General features: G+C 67.9%; 23 protein-coding genes and 3 tRNA genes. 9 read left to right on the top strand and 17 right to left on the bottom strand.

Annotated features, from left to right (window positions below; all coding sequences use genetic code 11):
- The 12 genes from IB278_RS12195 to trpE all read right to left on the bottom strand — a co-directional run.
- The coding region (locus IB278_RS12195; RefSeq protein ID WP_192323543.1) for an elongation factor Tu at positions 1-775 on the bottom strand (775 nt) is incomplete at its 3' end.
- Positions 776-849: 74 nt separating this feature from the next.
- Positions 850-924: transfer RNA gene (locus IB278_RS12190), tRNA-Thr, on the bottom strand.
- A 40-nt stretch (positions 925-964) separates the two neighbouring features.
- Positions 965-1038: transfer RNA gene (locus IB278_RS12185), tRNA-Gly, on the bottom strand.
- A 65-nt stretch (positions 1039-1103) separates the two neighbouring features.
- Positions 1104-1189, bottom strand: a tRNA-Tyr gene (locus tag IB278_RS12180).
- A 91-nt stretch (positions 1190-1280) separates the two neighbouring features.
- Positions 1281-2000, bottom strand: coding sequence for a uracil-DNA glycosylase (locus IB278_RS12175; protein WP_145742368.1), 720 nt, complete (start codon positions 1998-2000; stop codon positions 1281-1283).
- Entirely contained in the window at positions 1997-2797 is an 801-nt protein-coding gene (gene trpC, locus IB278_RS12170) for an indole-3-glycerol phosphate synthase TrpC (protein ID WP_192323542.1), read from the bottom strand. The genes IB278_RS12175 and trpC overlap by 4 nt, the downstream gene beginning before the upstream one ends.
- Positions 2798-2826: 29 nt before the next feature.
- Positions 2827-3852, bottom strand: coding sequence for an anthranilate phosphoribosyltransferase (trpD, locus tag IB278_RS12165; protein WP_192323541.1), 1026 nt, complete (start codon positions 3850-3852; stop codon positions 2827-2829).
- 20 nt (positions 3853-3872) lie between these two features.
- On the bottom strand, positions 3873-4532 hold the full coding sequence (locus IB278_RS12160) for a LysE family translocator (RefSeq protein ID WP_192323540.1): 660 nt from the start codon (positions 4530-4532) through the stop codon (positions 3873-3875).
- A gap of 18 nt (positions 4533-4550) precedes the next feature.
- Positions 4551-5609, bottom strand: coding sequence for a low-specificity L-threonine aldolase (gene ltaE, locus IB278_RS12155; RefSeq protein ID WP_145742375.1), 1059 nt, complete (start codon positions 5607-5609; stop codon positions 4551-4553).
- A 6-nt stretch (positions 5610-5615) separates the two neighbouring features.
- Complete coding sequence (locus IB278_RS12150) at positions 5616-6200, bottom strand: aminodeoxychorismate/anthranilate synthase component II (RefSeq protein ID WP_192323539.1); 585 nt, start codon at positions 6198-6200, stop codon at positions 5616-5618.
- Positions 6197-6589, bottom strand: a complete 393-nt coding sequence (locus IB278_RS12145) for a GxxExxY protein (protein ID WP_145742378.1) — start codon at positions 6587-6589, stop codon at positions 6197-6199. Before IB278_RS12145 ends, IB278_RS12150 begins: the two co-directional genes overlap by 4 nt.
- Positions 6586-8088, bottom strand: coding sequence for an anthranilate synthase component I (gene trpE, locus IB278_RS12140; RefSeq protein WP_192323538.1), 1503 nt, complete (start codon positions 8086-8088; stop codon positions 6586-6588). The genes IB278_RS12145 and trpE overlap by 4 nt, the downstream gene beginning before the upstream one ends.
- Before the next feature lie 326 nt (positions 8089-8414).
- On the opposite strand from trpE, the gene IB278_RS12135 reads away from it, so the two are divergent.
- The gene (locus tag IB278_RS12135; protein WP_145742382.1) at positions 8415-9017 is read left to right on the top strand and encodes a chalcone isomerase family protein; all 603 of its coding nucleotides are present in this window, start codon (positions 8415-8417) and stop codon (positions 9015-9017) included.
- An 11-nt stretch (positions 9018-9028) separates the two neighbouring features.
- Here the strand turns inward: IB278_RS12135 and IB278_RS12130 are convergent, their stop codons facing one another.
- Together IB278_RS12130 and IB278_RS12125 are read right to left on the bottom strand one after the other, a co-directional pair.
- Positions 9029-9673 (bottom strand): HAD family hydrolase, encoded by a 645-nt coding sequence (locus tag IB278_RS12130; RefSeq protein ID WP_370878902.1) that lies wholly within the window; start codon positions 9671-9673, stop codon positions 9029-9031.
- A gap of 137 nt (positions 9674-9810) precedes the next feature.
- Entirely contained in the window at positions 9811-10296 is a 486-nt protein-coding gene (locus IB278_RS12125) for a ferritin-like domain-containing protein (RefSeq protein ID WP_192323537.1), read from the bottom strand.
- Positions 10297-10587: 291 nt separating this feature from the next.
- Here IB278_RS12125 and IB278_RS12120 point away from each other — a divergent pair, with 291 nt between their 5' ends.
- Complete coding sequence (locus IB278_RS12120; protein WP_145742388.1) at positions 10588-10815, top strand: hypothetical protein; 228 nt, start codon at positions 10588-10590, stop codon at positions 10813-10815.
- Positions 10816-10832: 17 nt separating this feature from the next.
- Here IB278_RS12120 and IB278_RS12115 read toward each other — a convergent pair whose 3' ends face one another.
- Positions 10833-11285 (bottom strand): hypothetical protein, encoded by a 453-nt coding sequence (locus IB278_RS12115; RefSeq protein ID WP_192323536.1) that lies wholly within the window; start codon positions 11283-11285, stop codon positions 10833-10835.
- 20 nt (positions 11286-11305) lie between these two features.
- Positions 11306-11671 carry a hypothetical protein gene (locus IB278_RS12110; protein ID WP_145742390.1) on the bottom strand — a complete coding sequence of 122 codons (366 nt, stop codon included), beginning with the start codon at positions 11669-11671 and terminating at the stop codon, positions 11306-11308.
- Between the two features lie 269 nt (positions 11672-11940).
- Between IB278_RS12110 and IB278_RS12105 the strand changes: the two genes are divergently transcribed.
- Positions 11941-12390: a beta/gamma crystallin domain-containing protein gene (locus IB278_RS12105; RefSeq protein WP_145742391.1), complete on the top strand. Its 450-nt coding sequence runs from the start codon at positions 11941-11943 to the stop codon at positions 12388-12390.
- A gap of 21 nt (positions 12391-12411) precedes the next feature.
- Here IB278_RS12105 and IB278_RS12100 read toward each other — a convergent pair whose 3' ends face one another.
- Positions 12412-13809: a PLP-dependent aminotransferase family protein gene (locus IB278_RS12100; protein ID WP_145742393.1), complete on the bottom strand. Its 1398-nt coding sequence runs from the start codon at positions 13807-13809 to the stop codon at positions 12412-12414.
- 345 nt (positions 13810-14154) lie between these two features.
- On the opposite strand from IB278_RS12100, the gene IB278_RS12095 reads away from it, so the two are divergent.
- The 6 genes from IB278_RS12095 (at position 14155) to IB278_RS12070 (ending at position 18629) form a co-directional block, all read left to right on the top strand.
- Positions 14155-14637, top strand: a complete 483-nt coding sequence (locus IB278_RS12095; protein ID WP_018904096.1) for an MSMEG_0572/Sll0783 family nitrogen starvation response protein — start codon at positions 14155-14157, stop codon at positions 14635-14637.
- A gap of 67 nt (positions 14638-14704) precedes the next feature.
- Positions 14705-15751, top strand: coding sequence for a Nit6803 family nitrilase (locus IB278_RS12090; RefSeq protein ID WP_192323535.1), 1047 nt, complete (start codon positions 14705-14707; stop codon positions 15749-15751).
- Complete coding sequence (locus tag IB278_RS12085) at positions 15714-16796, top strand: MSMEG_0568 family radical SAM protein (RefSeq protein WP_192323550.1); 1083 nt, start codon at positions 15714-15716, stop codon at positions 16794-16796. The genes IB278_RS12090 and IB278_RS12085 overlap by 38 nt, the downstream gene beginning before the upstream one ends.
- 2 nt (positions 16797-16798) lie before the next feature.
- The gene (locus tag IB278_RS12080) at positions 16799-17359 is read left to right on the top strand and encodes an MSMEG_0567/Sll0786 family nitrogen starvation N-acetyltransferase (protein WP_145742397.1); all 561 of its coding nucleotides are present in this window, start codon (positions 16799-16801) and stop codon (positions 17357-17359) included.
- Entirely contained in the window at positions 17356-18354 is a 999-nt protein-coding gene (locus tag IB278_RS12075; RefSeq protein ID WP_192323534.1) for a sll0787 family AIR synthase-like protein, read from the top strand. The genes IB278_RS12080 and IB278_RS12075 overlap by 4 nt, the downstream gene beginning before the upstream one ends.
- On the top strand, positions 18345-18629 hold the full coding sequence (locus tag IB278_RS12070) for an MSMEG_0570 family nitrogen starvation response protein (RefSeq protein WP_192323533.1): 285 nt from the start codon (positions 18345-18347) through the stop codon (positions 18627-18629). The genes IB278_RS12075 and IB278_RS12070 overlap by 10 nt, the downstream gene beginning before the upstream one ends.
- Positions 18630-18649: the final 20 nt, after the last annotated feature.

Below are 18649 nucleotides of genomic sequence, written 5' to 3'. Positions count from 1 at the left end.
TGCAGGTGGTCTTGACGGTCGGGCGGATACCCACGATCTCGATTTCCTCGCCGACCTTGATCACGCCGCGCTCGACGGCGCCGGTCACCACGGTGCCGCGGCCGGAGATCGAGAACACGTCTTCCACAGGCATCAGGAAGGTGCCGTCCACGGCGCGCTCGGGCGTCGGGATGTAGGTGTCGAGGGCGTCGGCCAGCTTCATGATGGCTTCTTCACCGAGCTTGCCCTTGTCGCCTTCCAGGGCGAGCTTGGCCGAGCCGTGGATGATGGGGGTGTCGTCGCCCGGGAATTCGTACTTGTCGAGGAGTTCGCGCACTTCCATTTCGACGAGTTCGAGCAGCTCGGCGTCGTCCACCATGTCGCACTTGTTCAGGAACACGATGATGTAGCCCACGCCCACCTGGCGCGCCAGCAGGATGTGCTCGCGGGTCTGGGGCATGGGGCCGTCGGCGGCCGAGCACACGAGGATGGCGCCGTCCATCTGGGCAGCGCCGGTGATCATGTTCTTGACGTAGTCGGCGTGGCCGGGGCAGTCAACGTGCGCGTAGTGGCGGTTGGCCGTCTCGTACTCGACGTGGGCGGTGTTGATGGTGATGCCGCGGGCCTTTTCTTCGGGCGCCGCGTCGATCTGGTCGTAGGCCTTGGCTTCGCCGCCGAACTTGGCCGACAGCACCGTGGCGATGGCCGCCGTCAGCGTGGTCTTGCCGTGGTCAACGTGACCGATCGTGCCCACGTTCACGTGCGGCTTGGTGCGGGTGAATTTACCTTTTGCCATTTTTCGACTCCGAAAAAAACGATTTCAACGTATGCAGATGGGTTGCAAACCTGCCGTTGCAACCCCCTAAAAACTGGTGCCCTTTGCGGGAATCGGACCCGCGACCTCTCCCTTACCAAGGGAGTGCTCTACCACTGAGCCAAAAGGGCTTTGTCTAACCAATCGCTTTCCGGCGCCGAACCGGGTCTCTGGAGCGGGAGACGGGAATCGAACCCGCGTCATCAGCTTGGAAGGCTGGGGTTCTACCATTGAACTACTCCCGCATCGGGGGCACTTCAAGGCACCCAAAGCGCTAGATCCAATCGCTCTTAGAAACCAAATTCATCGCTGGTGGAGAGGGCTGGATTCGAACCAGCGTACTCGTTAGAGGGCAGATTTACAGTCTGCTGCCATTAACCACTCGGCCACCTCTCCGGCGAACCTCGAAATATAGCACGGTTTTGTGACTACGCAGAACTCAGCACCAAGAAGATGCGGGGAACTGCACGAGGCGAAACAGCCGGCATTATCCGTGAATTTCGCCGCCCGGCTGGTGCGCGAGCCGCCAGGCGCGCGCCTCGCCGAAGTGGCCGCAGCCGATGAACGGAACGGGCGGGCGCAGCGCGGAAAGCGGCGACGGATGATTCGACATCAGCACCTTATGGCGGCCAATATCGATCAACGCACGCTTACTTTGGGCATGCGAGCCCCAGAGCATAAAAACAACAGGTTTCTCGCCATCCGATACATGGCGGATGACCGCATCGGTCAGCACCTCCCAGCCGCGGCCGGAATGGCTGGCCGGCTGCCCTTCCTCGACCGTGAGGCAGGTGTTGAGCAGCAGCACGCCGTGGGTGGCCCATTTCACCAGGCTGCCACCGGGGTTCGGAAACTGCGGCGGTGGCGTTCCCAGGTCGCGCTGGAGCTCCTTGAAGATGTTGCGCAGCGACGGCGGCAGCGCCACGCCGGGCGCCACGGAGAACGCGAGCCCTTCGGCCTGGCCGCGCCCGTGGTACGGGTCCTGCCCCAGGATGACGACGCGCACGTCTTCGGGCGGTGTCAGCTCCAGGGCCCGCAGCGGCTGCGGCGGAAAGATGACCGCGCCGGCATCGAGGCGCTCGCGCAGGAAGCTGCGCAGCTTCTGGCCCACGATGCCGGCAAAGAAGCCGTCCACCAGCGGCTGCCAGCCCGGCGCGACGGGCCAGTCGGCGGGATCGCTGCTCGCCAGCTGATCGGGCCGGTTCATTTGAACAATGCGGCGAGCGCCTCGCCGGGTTCCTTGGCGCGCATGAAGGCCTCGCCGACCAGGAAGGCGTGAACGCCGGCCGCACGCAAGGTTGCGACGTCCTCGCGCGTGGCGATGCCTGATTCGGTGACGGCCAGCCGGTCGGCCGGCAGCCTGGGCAGCAGGTCGATGGTGGCCTGGATCGACACCTCGAAGTTGCGCAGGTTGCGGTTGTTCACGCCGATGAGCGGCGTCCTGAGCTTGAGCGCGCGCTCGAGTTCGCCCGCATCGTGCACTTCGACCAGCACCGCCATGCCGAGCCCGCGTGCGATGGCTTCGTAGTCCTTCATCTGCGCGTCGTCGAGGCAGGCGGCGATCAACAGCACGGCGTCGGCGCCCATCGCGCGCGATTCGTACACCTGGTAGGCGTCGACGATGAAGTCCTTGCGCAGCACGGGCAGGTCGCACGAGGCACGGGCCTGCTTGAGGTAGTCGACGCCGCCCTGGAAGAACTGCCTGTCGGTCAGCACCGAAAGGCAGGCCGCACTGACCTGGCCGTCACCCTCGGCATAGCTCTGCGCGATGTCGGCCGGAATGAAGTCTTCGCGCAGCACGCCCTTGCTCGGGCTGGCCTTCTTGACCTCGGCGATCACCGCGGCATGGCCGGCAGCGATCTTGGCGCGCAGCGCGCCCTCGAAATCGCGCGTCAGCACGCGGCTTTCGGCGTCGAAGCGCACGGCTTCGAGGGGGCTTTTCTTCTGCGCTGCAGCAATTTCCTGCCGCTTGACGGCAATGATCTTGTCGAGGATGTCGGACATTTTTCTGCGTTCCTGGCTGTTTTCCTGCTTCACGCGACGGCCGTCGAGGCCTTGACCAGTTCGGTCAGCTTGGCGCGCGCCGCGCCCGATGCCACGGCCTCGCGCGCACGCTCGATGCCCGCGGCCATCGAATCGGCCACGTTGGCGGCGTACAGGGCCGCACCGGCGTTGAGCAGCACGATGTCAAGTGCCGGGCCGGCCTGATTGTCGAGCACGCCGAGCAGCATGGCCTTCGACTGCTCGGGCGTTTCCACGCGCAGCGCGCGGTTGCTCGACATCGCAAAGCCGAAATCCTCGGGGTGCAGTTCGTATTCGCGGATCTCGCCGTCCTTGAGCTCGCCCACCATGGTGGCGGCGCCGAGCGAGATCTCGTCCATGCCGTCGCGGCCATACACCACCATCGCGTGCTCGGTGCCCAGGCGCTGCAATGCGCGCACCTGGATGCCCACGAGGTCGGGGTGGAACACGCCCATCAGGATGTTCGGCGCGCCCGCCGGATTGGTCAGCGGCCCGAGGATGTTGAAGATGGTCTTGATGCCGAGTTCCTTGCGCACGGGAGCGACGTTCTTCATGGCCGGATGGTGGTTGGGCGCGAACATGAAGCCGATGCCCACCTGCTCGATGGAGCGCGCGATCTGCTCGGGCTGCAGGTTGATGTTGACCCCCAGCGACTCCAGCACGTCGGCGCTGCCCGACTTGCTCGACACGCTGCGCCCGCCGTGCTTGCTGACCTTGGCGCCTGCAGCGGCCGCGACGAACATCGAGCAGGTAGAGATGTTGAAGGTGTGCGAGCCGTCGCCGCCGGTGCCGACGATGTCGACCAGGTGCGTGGTGTCCTTCACGGGCACCTTGGTCGACACCTCGCGCATCACCTGCGCGGCCGCGGTGATCTCGCCGATGGTTTCCTTCTTGACGCGCAGGCCGGTGATCAGCGCCGCCATCATCACGGGCGAGCATTCGCCGCTCATGATGAGGCGCACGATGTGCAGCATCTCGTCGTGGAACACCTCGCGGTGCTCGATGGTGCGCTGGAGCGCTTCCTGGGGGGTGATCATGGGGAGTCTCCTCGGGGTTTTCAGGGGCCGGCGCGTCCGGCCGGCGCGTCCGTGAATGCAAGCTTGAGGCCGAAGCCGATGAACAGCACGCCGGCTGCGCGGTCGAGCCAGTGCATGCCCTTCTGCACGGCGCTGCGGCGCGCCATCCAGCCGGCAAACGCGGCCCACCCCACGATGACGGGAATGGAATTGAGATTGAACAGCACGCCCAGCAGCACGAAGTACAGGCCCTTGCTGTCGGCGCCCGGCGCGATGAACTGCGGCACGAAGGCCAGGAAGAACAAGGCGACCTTGGGGTTCAGCACGTTGGTCCAGAAGCCGCCCAGGAAGATGGCCTTGAGCCCGCGCTCGCCCGGTGCGGCAGCCGCCTGCTGCAGGTCGGCCGGCGCCTTGGCGCGTGAGAACACCATGCACACGCCCAGGTAAAGCAGGTAGGCCGCGCCGACGTACTTGAGCACCGCGAAGGCCGCCGCCGAGGTGGCCAGCAGCGTGCCGACGCCGACCGCCGCCGCGAAGATGTGGACGAAGCAGCCGGTCAGGATGCCGAAGCCGCCGACGATGCCCGCGCGCACGCCGGAGCGCAGCGAGTTGGCGACGATGTAGAGCACATCGGGCCCCGGCGTCAGGTTCAGCAGCCAGCCGGCGGCGATGAAGGCGAGCAGATGCGGAAGATCGGGCATCGCACAGCTCCTTGAGGTTCAGGCGTTGAAGAAACCGCGGATCGCCGCCACGGCGCGGTCCACGCCGGCCGCATCGACATCGAGGTGCGTCACGAAGCGCAGCCGATAGAGCCCGGTGGCAAGGATGCCCTGCCCGTTGAGGCTCGCGAGCAGTTCGGCCGAACGCGCCTGCGCCGCGCCCGTGAGGTCGACGAACACGATGTTCGTGTGCGGCGTCTCGACCTTCAGTCCCTCGATGCCTTCGAGCCCCTCGGCCAGGCGCCGGGCGAGTGCATGGTCGTCGGCGAGCCGATCGATGTGGTGATCGAGCGCATGCGAAGCCGCCGCGGCGAGCAGGCCCGCCTGGCGCATGCCGCCGCCCGCCATCTTGCGGATGCGGTGCGCCCGCGCGATGAATTCGCGCGAACCGGCCAGCGCCGAGCCGATGGGCGCGCCCAGGCCCTTGCTGAAGCAGACCGACACGCTGTCGAAGCACTGCGCAATGCGGCGGGCTTCGGCGCGGATGTCGCTGCGCTTGTTCTGTGCGGCCTGCGCGGTCGCGGCATTGAAGAGCCGCGCGCCATCGAGGTGCCGCTGCAGTCCCTTGCCCTTCGCCAGATCGGTCGCAGCCTGCACGTACTCGAACGGCAGCAGCTTGCCGCCCAGCGTGTTCTCCAGCGCCAGCAGCCGCGTGCGCGCGAAGTGCGCGTCGTCGGGCTTGATGGCGGCTTCGATCTGCGCGAGCGGCAGCGTGCCGTCGGGTGCATGGTCGAGCGGCTGCGGCTGCACGCTGCCGAACACCGCGGCGCCGCCGCCTTCCCAGCGGTAGCAGTGCGCCTGCTGGCCCACGATGTACTCGTCGCCGCGGCCGCAGTGCGAAAGGATCGCGCACAGGTTGCTCTGCGTGCCCGTGGGCACGAACAGCGCCGCCTCGAAGCCCAGCAGCGCGGCGATCTTCTCCTGCAGCGCGTTGACGCTCGGGTCAGTGCCGAAGACGTCGTCGCCGAGCGGCGCCGCCATCATGGCCTCGCGCATCGCCGGGGTGGGTTGCGTGACGGTGTCGCTGCGCAGGTCGACGAGGCAGGAGCGGTCTGTCATGGCGGGTCAGTCCAGGAAGTTCTTGAGCATGGCGTGGCCATGCTCGGTGAGGATCGACTCGGGGTGGAACTGCACGCCCTCGATGCGCACGTCATGCGCAAAGCCGGTGTGCCGCACGCCCATGATCTCGCCGTCGTCGGTCCACGCGGTGATCGCCAACGCCTTCGGGCAGCTTTCGCGCTCGATGGAAAGCGAGTGATAGCGGTTGACGATGAACTTCTCGGGCAGCCCCGCGAACACGCCTTCCTGCGTGGTCGTGATCTCGCTGGTCTTGCCGTGCATCAGCTGCTGCGCGCGCACGATCCTGCCGCCGAAGGCCGCGCCGATGGCCTGGTGGCCCAGGCAGACGCCGAGGATCGGCAGCTTGCCCGCGAACTCCGTGATGGCCGGCACCGAAACGCCCGCTTCCGCCGGCGAGCAAGGCCCCGGCGACACCACGAGCCGCGTGACGCCCGAGGCGATCAGCTCGCCGATCTGCGCCACCGTGATCTCGTCGTTGCGGTGCACCTGCACATCCGCACCCAGCTCGCCCAGGTACTGGACGATGTTGTAGGTGAAGGAATCGTAGTTGTCGATCATCAGCAGTTTCATGGCTTGCTCACAATCCGGTGCACACCCTTGACGACGGGGAACACGTTGAAGTTGATCAGAAGGCCCAGCTTGAGGCCCGAGAGGCGCAGCGCGGCGAGCACCTGCGCGCGGTGCAGGTCGGTCAGCACGTCGACCGCCTTGAGCTCGACGATGACCGACTGCTCGACCACGAAGCCCGCGCGGTACACCTCGCCGAGCGAGCGGCCCTTGTAGCTGGCCGAGAGTGCCACGCCCTGCGCGAAGCCGATCTCGCGCTCGGCGAGTTCGATGGCCAGCGCGGCGGCGTAGGCCTCTTCGCCCAGCCCCGTGCCGAGCACGCGCTGCACTTCGACGGCGGCGCCGATGATCTCGTGCGAGAAGTCGTTCTGGATGTCGGGTACGTTGCTCATTCCAGCCCCTCCTCGACCAGTTCGGCCGCCCGCAGCAGTGCGCGCGCCTTGGCCTCGGTTTCTTTCCACTCCAGCTCGGGCACCGAATCGGCGACCACGCCGGCCGCGGCCTGCACGTGCAGCATCTGGTCCTTCACGATGCCGGTGCGGATGGCGATGGCCACGTCCATGTCGCCGGCGTAGCTGATGTAGCCGCAGGCGCCGCCGTAGAGGCCGCGCTTGGTGGGCTCGAGCTGGTCGATGAGTTCCATCGCATGCACCTTGGGCGCGCCGGTGAGCGTGCCGGCGGGGAAGGTGGCCTTGAGCACGTCGATGGCGGTCATGCCGTCCTTCAGCGTGCCTTCGACGTTGCTCACGATGTGCATCACATGGCTGTAGCGCTCCACCGCGAAGGCCTCGGTCACCTTGACGGTGCCGGTCTTGGCGATGCGGCCGATGTCGTTGCGCGCGAGGTCGATCAGCATCACGTGCTCGGCGCGCTCCTTGGGGTCGTTGATGAGTTCTTCCTCTGCCGCCTTGTCGAGTTCGAGCGAGGCGCCGCGCGGGCGTGTGCCGGCCAGCGGGCGGATGGTGATCTTCTGCTCGCCGTCGCCGGTGTTCTCCTGGCGCACCAGGATCTCGGGCGAAGCGCCCACCACGTGGAAATCGCCCAGGTGGTAGTAGTACATGTAGGGCGAGGGATTGAGCGAACGCAGCGCGCGGTACAGCGACAGCGGCGACTCGGTGTAGCGCTTGCTGATGCGCTGGCCCACCTGCACCTGCATGAAGTCGCCGGCGGCGATCATGTCCTTGGCGCGCTCCACGGCCGCCAGGTAGTCGGCCTTGGCAAAGCTGCGCTCGGGCGGATGCGGCTGCGTGGGCTTCACGACGGGCGCGCTCACCGAATACTTGAGCTTTTCCTTCAGCTCGCGCAGGCGGCGCTTGCCCGCGGCGTAGGCCTCCGGCTGCTTCGGGTCGGCATAGACGATCAGGTAGAGCTTGCCCGACAGGTTGTCGATGACCGCCAGTTCCTCGCACTGCAGCAGCAGGATGTCGGGGCAGCCCAGCGCATCGGGCGGGCAGCTTTTTTCGAGCTTGCGTTCGATGTGGCGCACGGTGTCGTAGCCGAAGTAGCCCGCGAGGCCGCCGCAGAAACGCGGCAGGCCGGGCCGCAGTGCCACCTTGAAGCGCTTCTGGTATTCGGCAATGAAGTCCAGCGGATTGCCCGCGGCGGTCTCGACCACCTGGCCGTCGGTCACCACCTCGGTGACGGCCTCGGCGCCGAAGCCGCTGGCGCGCAGCAGCGTGCGCGCCGGCAGTCCGATGAAGCTGTAGCGCCCGAAGCGCTCGCCGCCCACCACCGATTCGAGCAAAAAGCTGTGCTTGCCGCCGCCTTGCGAATGGGCGAGCTTCAGATAGAGGGAAAGAGGCGTTTCGAGGTCCGCAAAGGCCTCGGCCATCAGCGGAATGCGGTTGTAGCCCTGGGCGCTGAGGCTCTTGAATTCAAGTTCGGTGATCACGGATTCGTTCTCCAATTGCCTGCCGGCGCTTCTTGGCCGGCGGCAAGGTCATTCACTGGTGGCCCGGAGTCGAGAAAAGCGATCCGGTGCCGCGGGCGCACGGCGTGCGCCGTGCAGTCAAACAGTCAGCGATGTATGGCGACGCCAGGGCCAGGCTCCCCGGCTGCCTTCACCTGTTTGAATGATGTGATGAACGAACATGGAGCGTGGAGTTTAGCCCACGAAAACGCCGCCGGGTGCAACCGCCGCCTTCAGGGTTCCCCCGAAGACCGCGAGTAAAACGAAAAGATACATTCGAACGATCGTTCGCAAATCAAGGAAGCCACGTGCCCGCTGCCCTTTCGCTCCCGACCCTGTCGTTCTCCCGCCTGGCCGTGCTGGCCTGCGCCTGGTTCGCGCTCGGCGCCTCGGCCGCGCAGGTCGATGTGGCCGGCGTCAAGCTGAACGACACCCTCGACCTGCGCGGCACGACCCTGCAGCTCAACGGCGCGGGGGTGCGCTACAAGGCGGTCTTCAAGGTGTACGCGGCGGGGCTGTACGTCGGCAAGAAGGTCTCCACGCCCGAGGAGGCGCTGGCCGCGCCCGGGCCCAAGCGCGTGGCCATCACCATGCTGCGCGACATCGATGCCGACGAGCTGGGCAGATTCTTCACCAAGGGCGTGGAAGAGAATTCGCCCAAGAGCGAAATGGTCAACCTCATTCCGGGGCTGCTGCGCATGGGCCAGATGTTCTCCGACCAGAAACAGCTCAAGGCCGGCGACACCTTCACCATCGACTGGCTGCCCGGCACGGGCACGCTGGTGACGGTGCGCGGCGTGCCGCAGCCCGATCCGGTGAAGGAGCCGGCATTCTTCAACGCGCTGCTGCGCATCTGGCTCGGGCCGGCGCCGGCCGACTGGAAGCTCAAGGACGCGCTGCTCGGCAAGTAGCCGCGGCGCCGTCAGGAAACGCTTCGGTCGATGTCGGCGAGCGAGTCCACGAAGCCGTCGGCATCGACGCCGCGTACCGGTTCGCCGTGGTTGTAGCCGTAGGTGACCAGCACCACCGGGCAGCCCGCGGCGCGCGCGGCCTTGGCGTCGTTGCTCGAGTCGCCGATCATCAGCGTGCGCGCGGGCGCGGTGCCCAGCGCTTCGCAGGTCTTCAGGAGGGGCAGCGGGTCGGGCTTCTTCGTTGCAAAGGCATCCCCGCCGAACGCGAAGTCGAAGAAGCCGTCGAGCCCCTTCGCCGCCAGCAGCGGCTTGGCGAACGAGGTCGGCTTGTTGGTGAGGCAGGCCAGGCGCAGGCCGCGCGAGCGCAGCGCCTTCAACCCTTCGACCACGCCCGGGTACACCGCCGAATGCTGTCCGTTGATGGCCAGGTAGTGGTGCTGATAACGCTCCCAGGCCCGGTCGAAGAGCGCCCGCGCGTCGGCCCTCTCGGACGCCGCGCCGGCGGACGGCATCGCATGCGCGAGTGCCGAGAGAATCAGGTGCTCCGATCCCTTGCCCACCATCTTCTCGATGGCGGCCGGCGCCACCGGCGGCAGCGAAAGGTCGCCCAGCATGTGGTTGAGCGATACCGCAAAATCGCCGAGGGTGTCGACCATGGTGCCGTCGAGATCGACGATGGCGGCATCGAAGCGCGTGAGGTCGTGGTGAATGGAGGAGGTCAAGGGCAAGGCCGCCGGAGTTGCAGGACGCCGTCCATTTTGCCCCGTGCGGCCCCGCCGGGCGGCGCAGCCCCTTACTTGCTCTTGCTGCGCATCTCGTCGCGCAGCCGCTTGACCTGGTCGTGGTTGCGCTTGGCGCCATCGGCCTGCTGCTGGATCACGGCGCGCACGTCGGCCGGCAGGTCTTCCTTCAGCGCCTTGCGGTAGCGCGCCACCGCGGCGTCTTCACCGCGCTCGCATTCCTCGAGCATGGAGAGCGCGCTGTTGGCGCCCACCGAGCCCTTCACGTGCACCCAGCCGCGGTGCATGGCACCGGTCGCCGTGCCGCCCTTGTCGGGCGAGCCGCCGAAACGCTGGATGAGCTGGACCAGCTCTGCCGCGGCCTTGGCGCACTCGGCCGAGCGGCTCTGGAAGACCTGCTTGAGCTGCGGGGAATCCACCTCCTCGGCGCAGGCGCGGAAACCGTATTCGCCGTCGCGCGAGTTCTCCAGAAGATCGTTCAGCACCTTGACCACGTCTTCGGTGGTGGCGGTGTCCGCGGTGTTCGTGTAATTGGCCATGTCTGACTCCTTCGTATGCCTCATCGATAGGGAGGCGGGTTGAAAATTGCCAGCAAAGGCGGTGCCGAAGGCAGCCTCATCGCGCTGGTCCCAGGAGAAATGGTGTTCGAGCGAACGAGGACCGGTGTCGGTTTGGCCTGACGTCCGCTGTAAGCGTTCTTCGGGGCACGCCCCGGCCTGCGAATCTCCGCAGGCCTGCGGCCGGCGCGGGAATGGTGTTCTTGCCTACACGTGCGAGCCAGGAGCGCGCGAGAAATGAGGCTTGCAGCTTTTCGAAGGATCTACAGTCCCATGACTTCCACCACGCAGATCGACGCCCGCATCGCGGGCGATGTGGCCTTTCGCGCCGGCGACGGCCCGCAGTTGAAGATTCCGAAGGGCAACTGCCAGATCATGATGGCCGACGACAGCGTCGTGCTCACCTGGACCGACCAGGGCCAGTCGCTGACCGCGGCCATTCCCAAGCTCGAATTCGACCGCTACATCCAGGAAGGCGCGATCGTGCTGGGCCGGGGCTGAGGGGCCTGCCCGCGCGCTCACTCCTCGCGCAGGCTGCTGGCGCGCGCGTCGAGGGCCTGCGCGTACGAAGCGGCTTCCTCGGGCGTCATGGAGCCCTCGAGCTCGGCCAACTCGAGCCGTTCGAAGTCGTAGGAAATCCATTCGAACAGGTGGGACCTGGGCATGTCGTCGAAGCTTTCGCTGTCGCTCCACGACTGCAGGCGCACGGGCGCGCTTTCCAGCAGCAGGCGCAGGTACAGCGCGCGCGCAATCTTGATTTCTGCGATCTGGCATGGATCGTCGATCAGCAGGCGCAGTTGCGCGAGCACCTGCTCGCACTGCTGCACCCGGCGGTGCGACTCGCCGATCGCGGCTTCGCACGTCGCGGGACAGTCCGCCCTCGCCTGCCAGGCCCGGTGGAATTCGCGCGTGATCCGTGCGTAGGCCAGCTGCTGGAGCCCGTGGAGCGCGCAGTCAAGTGGGCCGTGCATGGCGTTGCGCCGAACTCGCCTCAGGCGGGCTTGTTGCCGGCGTCCTCCGCTTCATCGTCGTCGTTGTCGTCGTTTTCTTCCTCCGTGCCGGCAAGCCCGGCGGCCGAGCCCGCGTCCTCGGTGCGGTCCGGCAGGATGTCCGCATCGGGCGCCGAGGGCGGCGCGTCCGCCGACGCACGCTCGCCGGTGCCCTCGGCATCGGTGCTGCTTTCATGCGCAATGGGAATGGCGCCTTCCGCGGCGTCTTCGGGAATGGCGCTGCGCTCGCGCGAGGTGCACACGTCGCTTCCGCTGTCGCTCGTGTCGCTGGGCCCCAGGCTGTCGACGTCCTTTCCCTTCGGCTCCTCCGGCGGGCGGTCGCCTCCCAGGATGCTGCTCGTGGCCATGGCTTCCTTCGATGATGAAAAAAATCGGATGGATGCGAATCGCCAGACTGGGCATCCTCGGCACCGGCCAGCGTAGGAAATGGGCGCATCCGGGCCGCAGCCATTCGCGGAGATTTCGCGCCCGGCGTTGCGCGCGACAAACGCCTCCGTCGCGTCGCGGGGACGGGAGCTTGGGCCTTGCTCCTACGCGGCGGGGAGCCGTGGCCGGTAGCCTGGGCGGCTCGCTTCCCAACCGCAACCCAACCAACAGCAAATCACCATCCCATCCAATGAAGAATTTCCGCTATCTCCTGATTGCCGGCGCCGTGGCGCTCGGCGCCTGCTCCCAGATGTCCGGCCCCACGCGCTCGGCCAGCCCCGCCGCCTCCGCGGCCAACCAGCCCGATCCCACGATCCTGCTCGTGCCCGTGCGCATCGAGGACCCCGCGCTGGCCTCGGGCTGCTGGGCCCAGTTCTATACCGGCCGCAACTTCCAGGGCGACATGCTGACGCTGGTGGGGCCGGCCGAAGTCCAGAGCATGGACCGCGGCACCGCAAGGCAGCTCAAGCGCGACATCGACAGCGTGAGCGTGGGCCCGCGCGCCACGCTGAAGGTGTATGAGCACGCGATGTTCAGGGACCGCACGGTCGACTTCCCGGCGAACAGCCGCGAGGGCGGCCTGATGCGCAAGCTGGGCTTCGGCGGCCGCATCGAGGCGATGAAGCTCGACTGCTCCTGAACACGGCCACGGCCGCTGCGCTCAGCCGCCGCGCAGCGTGGCGTGCGGATGCAGCGGATGCGCGAGCGTGTCGGCAATGAGCCGCAGCGCCTGGTCGCATTGCTCGCGCGACATCGGGCCGCCCAGGCAGATGCGCACCGCCTCGGGCGGATCGCCATCGGTGGAAAAGGCCGCGCTCGCCACCACGCCGACGTTCTGCGTGCGCAGGTAGGAGGCAAACTCCACCGGGCTCCAGCCCGGCGCGAGCGGCAGCCAGGCATGGAAGCCCTCGGGATGCGCCTGCAGCCCGCTGCCGCCGAGATGCCGCGCGGCCAGCGCCTGCCGCGCCATCGATTCCCCGCGCACGGCCTGCAGCATGGCCTCGGCGGTGCCGTCCTCGACCCACAGCGTGGTCAACGCGTTGGTGATGGGTGAGGCCATCACGGTGGTGGCGCGCATCGCGCCAGCCAGGCGCTGCGACTGGACCACGGTGGGCGAGCACACATACGCGCTGCGCAGGCCCGCGCCAAAGCACTTGGAGAATCCGCTCACGTAGTAGGTGAGCCCGGGCGCCAGCGTGGCGAGCGCGGCCGGCGTCTGGCGCGGCAGCATGCCGTAGGCGTCGTCCTCGATGATCGGCACCGCGTAGCGCAGCGCCACGTCGGCCAGCGCCTCGCGCCGTGCGCGCGACACGGTGCCGGCGGTCGGGTTCAGCAGCGTGGGGTTGCAGTAGAGCGCCTTGGGCTTGAGCGTCCTGCAGGCGTGCTCGAAGGCATCGGCGATGGGGCCGTCGTCATCGAGCTGCAGTGCATGCAGCTGCACGCCCAGCTGCGCCGCGATGGCCTTCACGCCCGGATAGGTGAGCGACTCCACGCAGATCAGCTCGCCCGGCCGCGCGAGCTGCGAGAACAGCGCCGTGAGCACGCCGTGGATGCCGGGGCACACGAGGATGCGGTCGATGCCGGCATCGGGCACGAAGGGCCGCAGCCAGTGCATCGCGGCCTCGCGGTCGTGCGCGGTGCCGCCGAAGTCCTGGTAGCGCAGCAGGTCGTGCAGGTCGGCCTCTGCGAATGCGCGGCTGGCGCTGTCGTGCAGCCGCGCCATCAGGTGCGGGTCGTCGGGCTCGGGCGGCATGTTCATCGTCATCTCGGCGCCGCTGCCGCCGCGCAGCCGCAGGCTGGGGCTGCCCGAGCGGATGAAGGTGCCGGTGCCGGCGCGCGAATCGATCAGGCCGCGCTTGCGCGCCTCGGCATAGCCGCGCGCCACGGTCGTGTAGTTGAGCTCCAGCTCGGCCGCGAGTTCGCGCAAGGTAGGCAGCCGGTCGCGCACCGCGAGGCGGCCGGTCTTGATGTCGTCGGCAATCAATTCGGCCAGCAGCAGGTAGGCCGGCTTGGTGGTGTTGCGCAGCTGCTTGCGCCAGTGGGCGGTGATCGTGGTCATCGGCGGAGTTGATTGCATCCATTGATTGCATCGGGCCACCGATCAGGCACGCAGGAATCGCGCCCGCTCCAGGGGGCCGGGCGCCTCGATCAGGTGCGATCAACTCCATTGATCGGGTGCATTGATCGCATGGCGGATGCGTCTTTCCGGTGCGGCAAGGGCCGCGCCGACCGCCTCTGCAGCGACTTTTCACGGGACCCGAAAAAAGTTTTCGGGCGCCCAGGCCGCACCCGGGCGGATTGATCGCGCATTGATCGCACGCGCCGCGCCAGGCGCTGGCACATCGCCTGCGAAGAGAAAGGCACGCAAGACCTGCGTTCATCCCCCTTTCAACCGGAGTACCCCATGCCCAAAGTCACCCGCCCCCGCAACGAGAAAGGCGAGTTCCTCGTCGACTACGAAGAGAAGGTGTTCGAAGACGTCAAGGCCGAGCCCGGCGAGAAGGCGCTCGTCACCTTCCACACGGTGGCCTTCGAGGGCTCGATCGGCTTCGTGAACCTGCTGCAGGCCACGCGGCTGCGGCGCAAGGGCTACGAGACCTCGGTCCTGCTGTACGGCCCCGGCGTGACGCTGGGCGTGCAGCGCGGCTTTCCGACGCTGGGCGACGAGGCCTTTCCGGGCCACCAGAACTTCAACAAGCAGATCAGCAAGTTCATGGAAGAAGGCGGCAAGGTGTATGCGTGCCGCTTCGCGCTGCAGGCGCTGTACGGCCACGGCGAAGGCGCGCTGATCGAGGGCATCACGCCGATCAACCCGCTCGACGTGCTGGACCTCGTGCTGCTGCACAAGAAGGCCGGCGCGGTCATCCTCGACACCTGGACGCTGTGAACATGTCCACCCCCAGTCTTCGCGCACTTCGTGTCGCTTCGCCTGCCGCTGTGGACAGGGGGTGACCATGAACTCTTCCCCACGCATCGTGCGTGCCGCGGCGATCCAGATCGCGCCCGACTTCGAACGGCCCGACGGCACGCTCGAGCGGGTGTGCGGCGCCATCGACGAGGCCGCGGCCAAGGGCGCGCAGCTGGCCGTATTCCCCGAGACCTTCGTGCCCTACTACCCCTACTTCAGCTTCGTGCTGCCGCCGGTGCTGCAGGGCGCGCCGCACCTGCGGCTGGCAGAGCGCGCGGTGGTCGTGCCCGGTCCGGTCACGCAGGCCGTGGCCGAGCGTGCGCGGCATCACGGCATGGTGGTGGTGCTGGGCGTGAACGAACGCGACCACGGCAGCCTCTACAACACGCAGCTGGTGTTCGACGCCGACGGCACGCTGGCGCTCAAGCGCCGCAAGATCACGCCCACCTACCACGAGCGCATGGTCTGGGGCCAGGGCGACGGCGCCGGCCTCAAGGTGGTCGACACCGCCGTCGGCCGCGTCGGCGCGCTGGCCTGCTGGGAGCACTACAACCCGCTCGCGCGCTACGCGCTGATGGCGCAGCACGAAGAGATCCACTGCGCGCAGTTTCCCGGCTCGCTGGTGGGCCCGGTCTTCGCGGAGCAGATGGAAGTGACGATCCGCCACCACGCACTGGAGTCGGGCTGCTTCGTGGTCAACGCCACCGGCTGGCTCAGCGACGAGCAGATCCGCAGCGTCACACCCGACGCCAACCTGCAGAAGGCGCTGCGCGGCGGCTGCCACACCGCCATCGTCTCGCCCGAGGGCAAGCACCTTGCGCCGCCGCTCACCGAGGGCGAAGGCATGGTGGTGGCCGACCTCGACATGGCACTGATCGCCAAGCGCAAGCGAATGATGGATTCGGTCGGCCACTACGCGCGGCCCGAACTGCTGTCGCTCGCCATCAACGACCGGCCCGCGCAGACCACCATGCCGATGCATCTCACGCAACCCCTCGTTCAACGGAGCCCCGACCATGACCACCACCACGACCCCGCCGGAGAGCCGGCAGCTGATGACCGAGCTCCAGTCCTTCGGGTTGCGGCTGGTTGATCCTTCGGCCGGCGCGGCGAGCCGCCGCGGCGGCGCGGGCCCGTCGGACCACAAGGCCGTGACAGTGGACGGCCACACGATCATGGTGCCGGTCCACACTTCCAGCGCCTGGCACTCGCCGTTCACGGCCGAGGCGCCGGATGCAGCGGGCGTGAGCCGCGTGATGCGCGGCAGCATTCCCATCGCGAACATCAGCTTTCCGAAGCAGCCGCGCTTCTACGCGATGCAGACCTTCGACGGCGTGCCCTACTCGCAAATCGCCACGCTGCACGGCAGCGACGTGCTCGCCACCACCGTGCTGCAGACCTGCATCCGCTACGAGAGCCGCAGGAAGAGCTGCAAGTTCTGCGCGATCGGCCAGTCGCTCGCGGCCGGCCGCACCATCGCGCGCAAGACGCCCGAACAGCTGGCCGAAGTGGCGCGCGCGGCCGTGCTGCTCGACGGTGTGAAGCACATGGTGATGACCACCGGCACGCCCAACGCCACCGACCGCGGCGCGGCCATCCTGTGCGAGAGCGCGTTCGCGATCAAGGCTGCGGTCGACATCCCGATCCAGGGCCAGTGCGAGCCGCCCGACGACGACCAGTGGTTCCACCGCATGAAGGCCGCGGGCATCGACACGCTGGGCATGCACCTCGAAGTGGTGACGCCCGAGGTGCGCGAACGCATCATGCCGGGCAAGGCCAGCGTGCCCGTCTCGCGCTACATGAGCGCCTTCGAGGCGGCGGTGGGCGTGTTCGGGCGCGGCCAGGTCAGTACCTACATCCTGGCCGGGCTGGGCGACACGCGCGAGGCCATCCTCGACGCCTGCGATCAACTGCTCGCGCGCGGCGTTTACCCGTTTGTCGTGCCCTTCGTGCCGATCAGCGGCACGCCGCTGGAGGACCATCCCGCGCCCACGCCGGAATTCATGAAGTCGCTGCTCGCGCCGCTGGGCGAGCGCGTGGTGGCCGCCGGCCTGCGCTCGGCCGACATCAAGGCCGGCTGCGGCAAGTGCGGCGCCTGCTCGTCGCTGTCGGTCTACGAAAAGGAAAGCGAGGGCTGAACATGCTGTGCATCGACGACCTCAGCGAACTCGACCCGCACTACACGCCGGTCGAATACCTGGTGCGCGAAGCCGCGCAGCAGTGGGAGCGCGACGAAGCCATGGCGCTGCGCCGCGCGGTGTTCTGCATCGAGCAGGGCATCTTCGCGCGCGACGACCGCGACGCCACCGACGGCCATGCGCGGCTGCTGGTCGCCATGTCGTGCAACGCCGGCATGCCCGAGCAGGTGGTGGGCACCGTGCGTATCCACCGCGGCGAGGCAGCTGGCGAATGGTGGGGCTCGCGCCTCGCGGTGCATCCCGCGTTCCGCAGCCAGGGCCACCTGGGCGCCACGCTGATACGGCTCGCGGTGTCGCGCGCCAATGCGCTGGGCTGCAAGGAATTCTTCGCGCAGGTGCAGATGCAGAACGTGCCGCTGTTCCAGAAGCTCGGCTGGCAGCTGCTCGAGGAGAGCGCCATCCACGGCCGCCCGCATGCACGCATGCAGGCGGGGCTCGCTTTCTATCCGCCCTGCCATGACCCGGTGAGCGGCTTCGTCACGCGCGCGAAGGTGCTGTCATGACGAGCGTCCACGACATTGCCGAAGCGCTGCGCGCCACGCGCGGCTTCGCCCACAAGCGCGATATCAGCGACGTGGTGTCGGCCCTCGGCCGCTCGCTGCCCGGCGGCCATGCCGCGCTCGCGCAGGCGGTGCCCATCGGCGACGACTGCGCGGCCATCCCCGACGGCCACGGCGGCTACCTGCTGTTCGCGATCGAAGGGCTGGTGGAAGACTTCATCGTGCGCATGCCCTGGTTCGCGGGCTACTGCGGCGTGATGGTCAACGTGAGCGACATCTATGCGATGGGCGGCCGCCCGACGGCGGTGGTGGATGCGCTCTGGAGCATGGGCATGGACCCTGCCGACGAGGTGCTGCGCGGCATGGCCGAGGCCTCGGTGCGCTACGGCGTGCCGGTGGTCGGCGGCCACAGCAACAACCGCAGCGAACGGCCGCAGCTCGCGGTCGCGATCCTCGGCCATGCGCGGCGCCTGCTGACGAGCTTCGATGCGAAGCCCGGCGACCTGCTGGTGATGGCGGCCGACCTGCGCGGCGCCTACGAGGAGCCCTTTCCCTACTGGAACGCATCGACCACGGCGCCGGCCGCGCGGCTGCGCGCGGACCTCGAACTGCTGCCCTCCATCGCGGAAGACGGCCTGTGCCGCGCCGCGAAGGACATCAGCATGGCCGGCGCGGTGGGCACCGCGATGATGCTGCTGGAGTGCTCGGGCGTCGGCGCGCGCATCGACCTCGAGGCATTGCCCAGGCCCGGTGGCGTGCCGCTGCTGCGCTGGCTTTCTTCTTTTCCGAGCTACGGATTCGTGCTCAGCGTGCCGCCTTCGCAGTTCGCGCCGGTGCTCGGCCGCTTCGCCGCGCGCGACATCGCCTGCGCGGTGGTCGGCGAGGTCGATGCGACGCGGCAGGTGCGGCTGCAGGCGGGCGGCAACGAGGCCCTGTTGTGGGACTTCGGCCACGATGCCTTCATCCAGCCACCGAAGGAGGCGCTCGCATGCCCGTGATGCACTTCCAGGTGCGCTGGCCCGATGCCAGCGAAACGCGCTGCTACTCGCCCTCGTCCGTGGTGCAGGATTTCTTCGCGCCCGGCGAACGCTACGCGCTCGAAGACTTCCTGCGGCGCTCGCGCGAGGCATTGGGCATCGCCTCCGAGCGCGTTCGCGCCAGGTACGGCTTCGCGTGCTCGCAGGCGATGGACCAGCTCGCCGAGATCGAGCGCATCGCCACCCGCTTCACCGGCACCGCCGATGCCGAAGTCACCGTCGTCGCCTTCGATTGACGCGCCCTGCATCCATAGAG

Source organism: Variovorax sp. VRV01, assembly GCF_014852545.1.
GTDB lineage: Bacteria > Pseudomonadota > Gammaproteobacteria > Burkholderiales > Burkholderiaceae_C > Variovorax > Variovorax beijingensis_A.
This window is presented reverse-complemented; position numbering and strand designations above follow the sequence as displayed.

Bases quoted from the DNA above. Each gene is read 5' to 3' on its own strand.
- IB278_RS12175 (WP_145742368.1), bottom strand. From the start codon at position 2,000: ATGAACCGGCCCGATCAGCTGGCGAGCAGCGATCCCGCCGACTGGCCC.
- trpC (WP_192323542.1), bottom strand. From the start codon at position 2,797: ATGTCCGACATCCTCGACAAGATCATTGCCGTCAAGCGGCAGGAAATT.
- trpD (WP_192323541.1), bottom strand. From the start codon at position 3,852: ATGATCACCCCCCAGGAAGCGCTCCAGCGCACCATCGAGCACCGCGAG.
- IB278_RS12160 (WP_192323540.1), bottom strand. From the start codon at position 4,532: ATGCCCGATCTTCCGCATCTGCTCGCCTTCATCGCCGCCGGCTGGCTG.
- ltaE (WP_145742375.1), bottom strand. From the start codon at position 5,609: ATGACAGACCGCTCCTGCCTCGTCGACCTGCGCAGCGACACCGTCACG.
- IB278_RS12150 (WP_192323539.1), bottom strand. From the start codon at position 6,200: ATGAAACTGCTGATGATCGACAACTACGATTCCTTCACCTACAACATC.
- IB278_RS12145 (WP_145742378.1), bottom strand. From the start codon at position 6,589: ATGAGCAACGTACCCGACATCCAGAACGACTTCTCGCACGAGATCATC.
- IB278_RS12130 (WP_370878902.1), bottom strand. From the start codon at position 9,673: ATGGTCGACACCCTCGGCGATTTTGCGGTATCGCTCAACCACATGCTG.
- IB278_RS12125 (WP_192323537.1), bottom strand. From the start codon at position 10,296: ATGGCCAATTACACGAACACCGCGGACACCGCCACCACCGAAGACGTG.
- IB278_RS12120 (WP_145742388.1), top strand. From the start codon at position 10,588: ATGACTTCCACCACGCAGATCGACGCCCGCATCGCGGGCGATGTGGCC.
- IB278_RS12115 (WP_192323536.1), bottom strand. From the start codon at position 11,285: ATGCACGGCCCACTTGACTGCGCGCTCCACGGGCTCCAGCAGCTGGCC.
- IB278_RS12110 (WP_145742390.1), bottom strand. From the start codon at position 11,671: ATGGCCACGAGCAGCATCCTGGGAGGCGACCGCCCGCCGGAGGAGCCG.
- IB278_RS12105 (WP_145742391.1), top strand. From the start codon at position 11,941: ATGAAGAATTTCCGCTATCTCCTGATTGCCGGCGCCGTGGCGCTCGGC.
- IB278_RS12100 (WP_145742393.1), bottom strand. From the start codon at position 13,809: ATGACCACGATCACCGCCCACTGGCGCAAGCAGCTGCGCAACACCACC.
- IB278_RS12095 (WP_018904096.1), top strand. From the start codon at position 14,155: ATGCCCAAAGTCACCCGCCCCCGCAACGAGAAAGGCGAGTTCCTCGTC.
- IB278_RS12090 (WP_192323535.1), top strand. From the start codon at position 14,705: ATGAACTCTTCCCCACGCATCGTGCGTGCCGCGGCGATCCAGATCGCG.
- IB278_RS12085 (WP_192323550.1), top strand. From the start codon at position 15,714: ATGACCGAGCTCCAGTCCTTCGGGTTGCGGCTGGTTGATCCTTCGGCC.
- IB278_RS12080 (WP_145742397.1), top strand. From the start codon at position 16,799: ATGCTGTGCATCGACGACCTCAGCGAACTCGACCCGCACTACACGCCG.
- IB278_RS12075 (WP_192323534.1), top strand. From the start codon at position 17,356: ATGACGAGCGTCCACGACATTGCCGAAGCGCTGCGCGCCACGCGCGGC.
- IB278_RS12070 (WP_192323533.1), top strand. From the start codon at position 18,345: ATGCCCGTGATGCACTTCCAGGTGCGCTGGCCCGATGCCAGCGAAACG.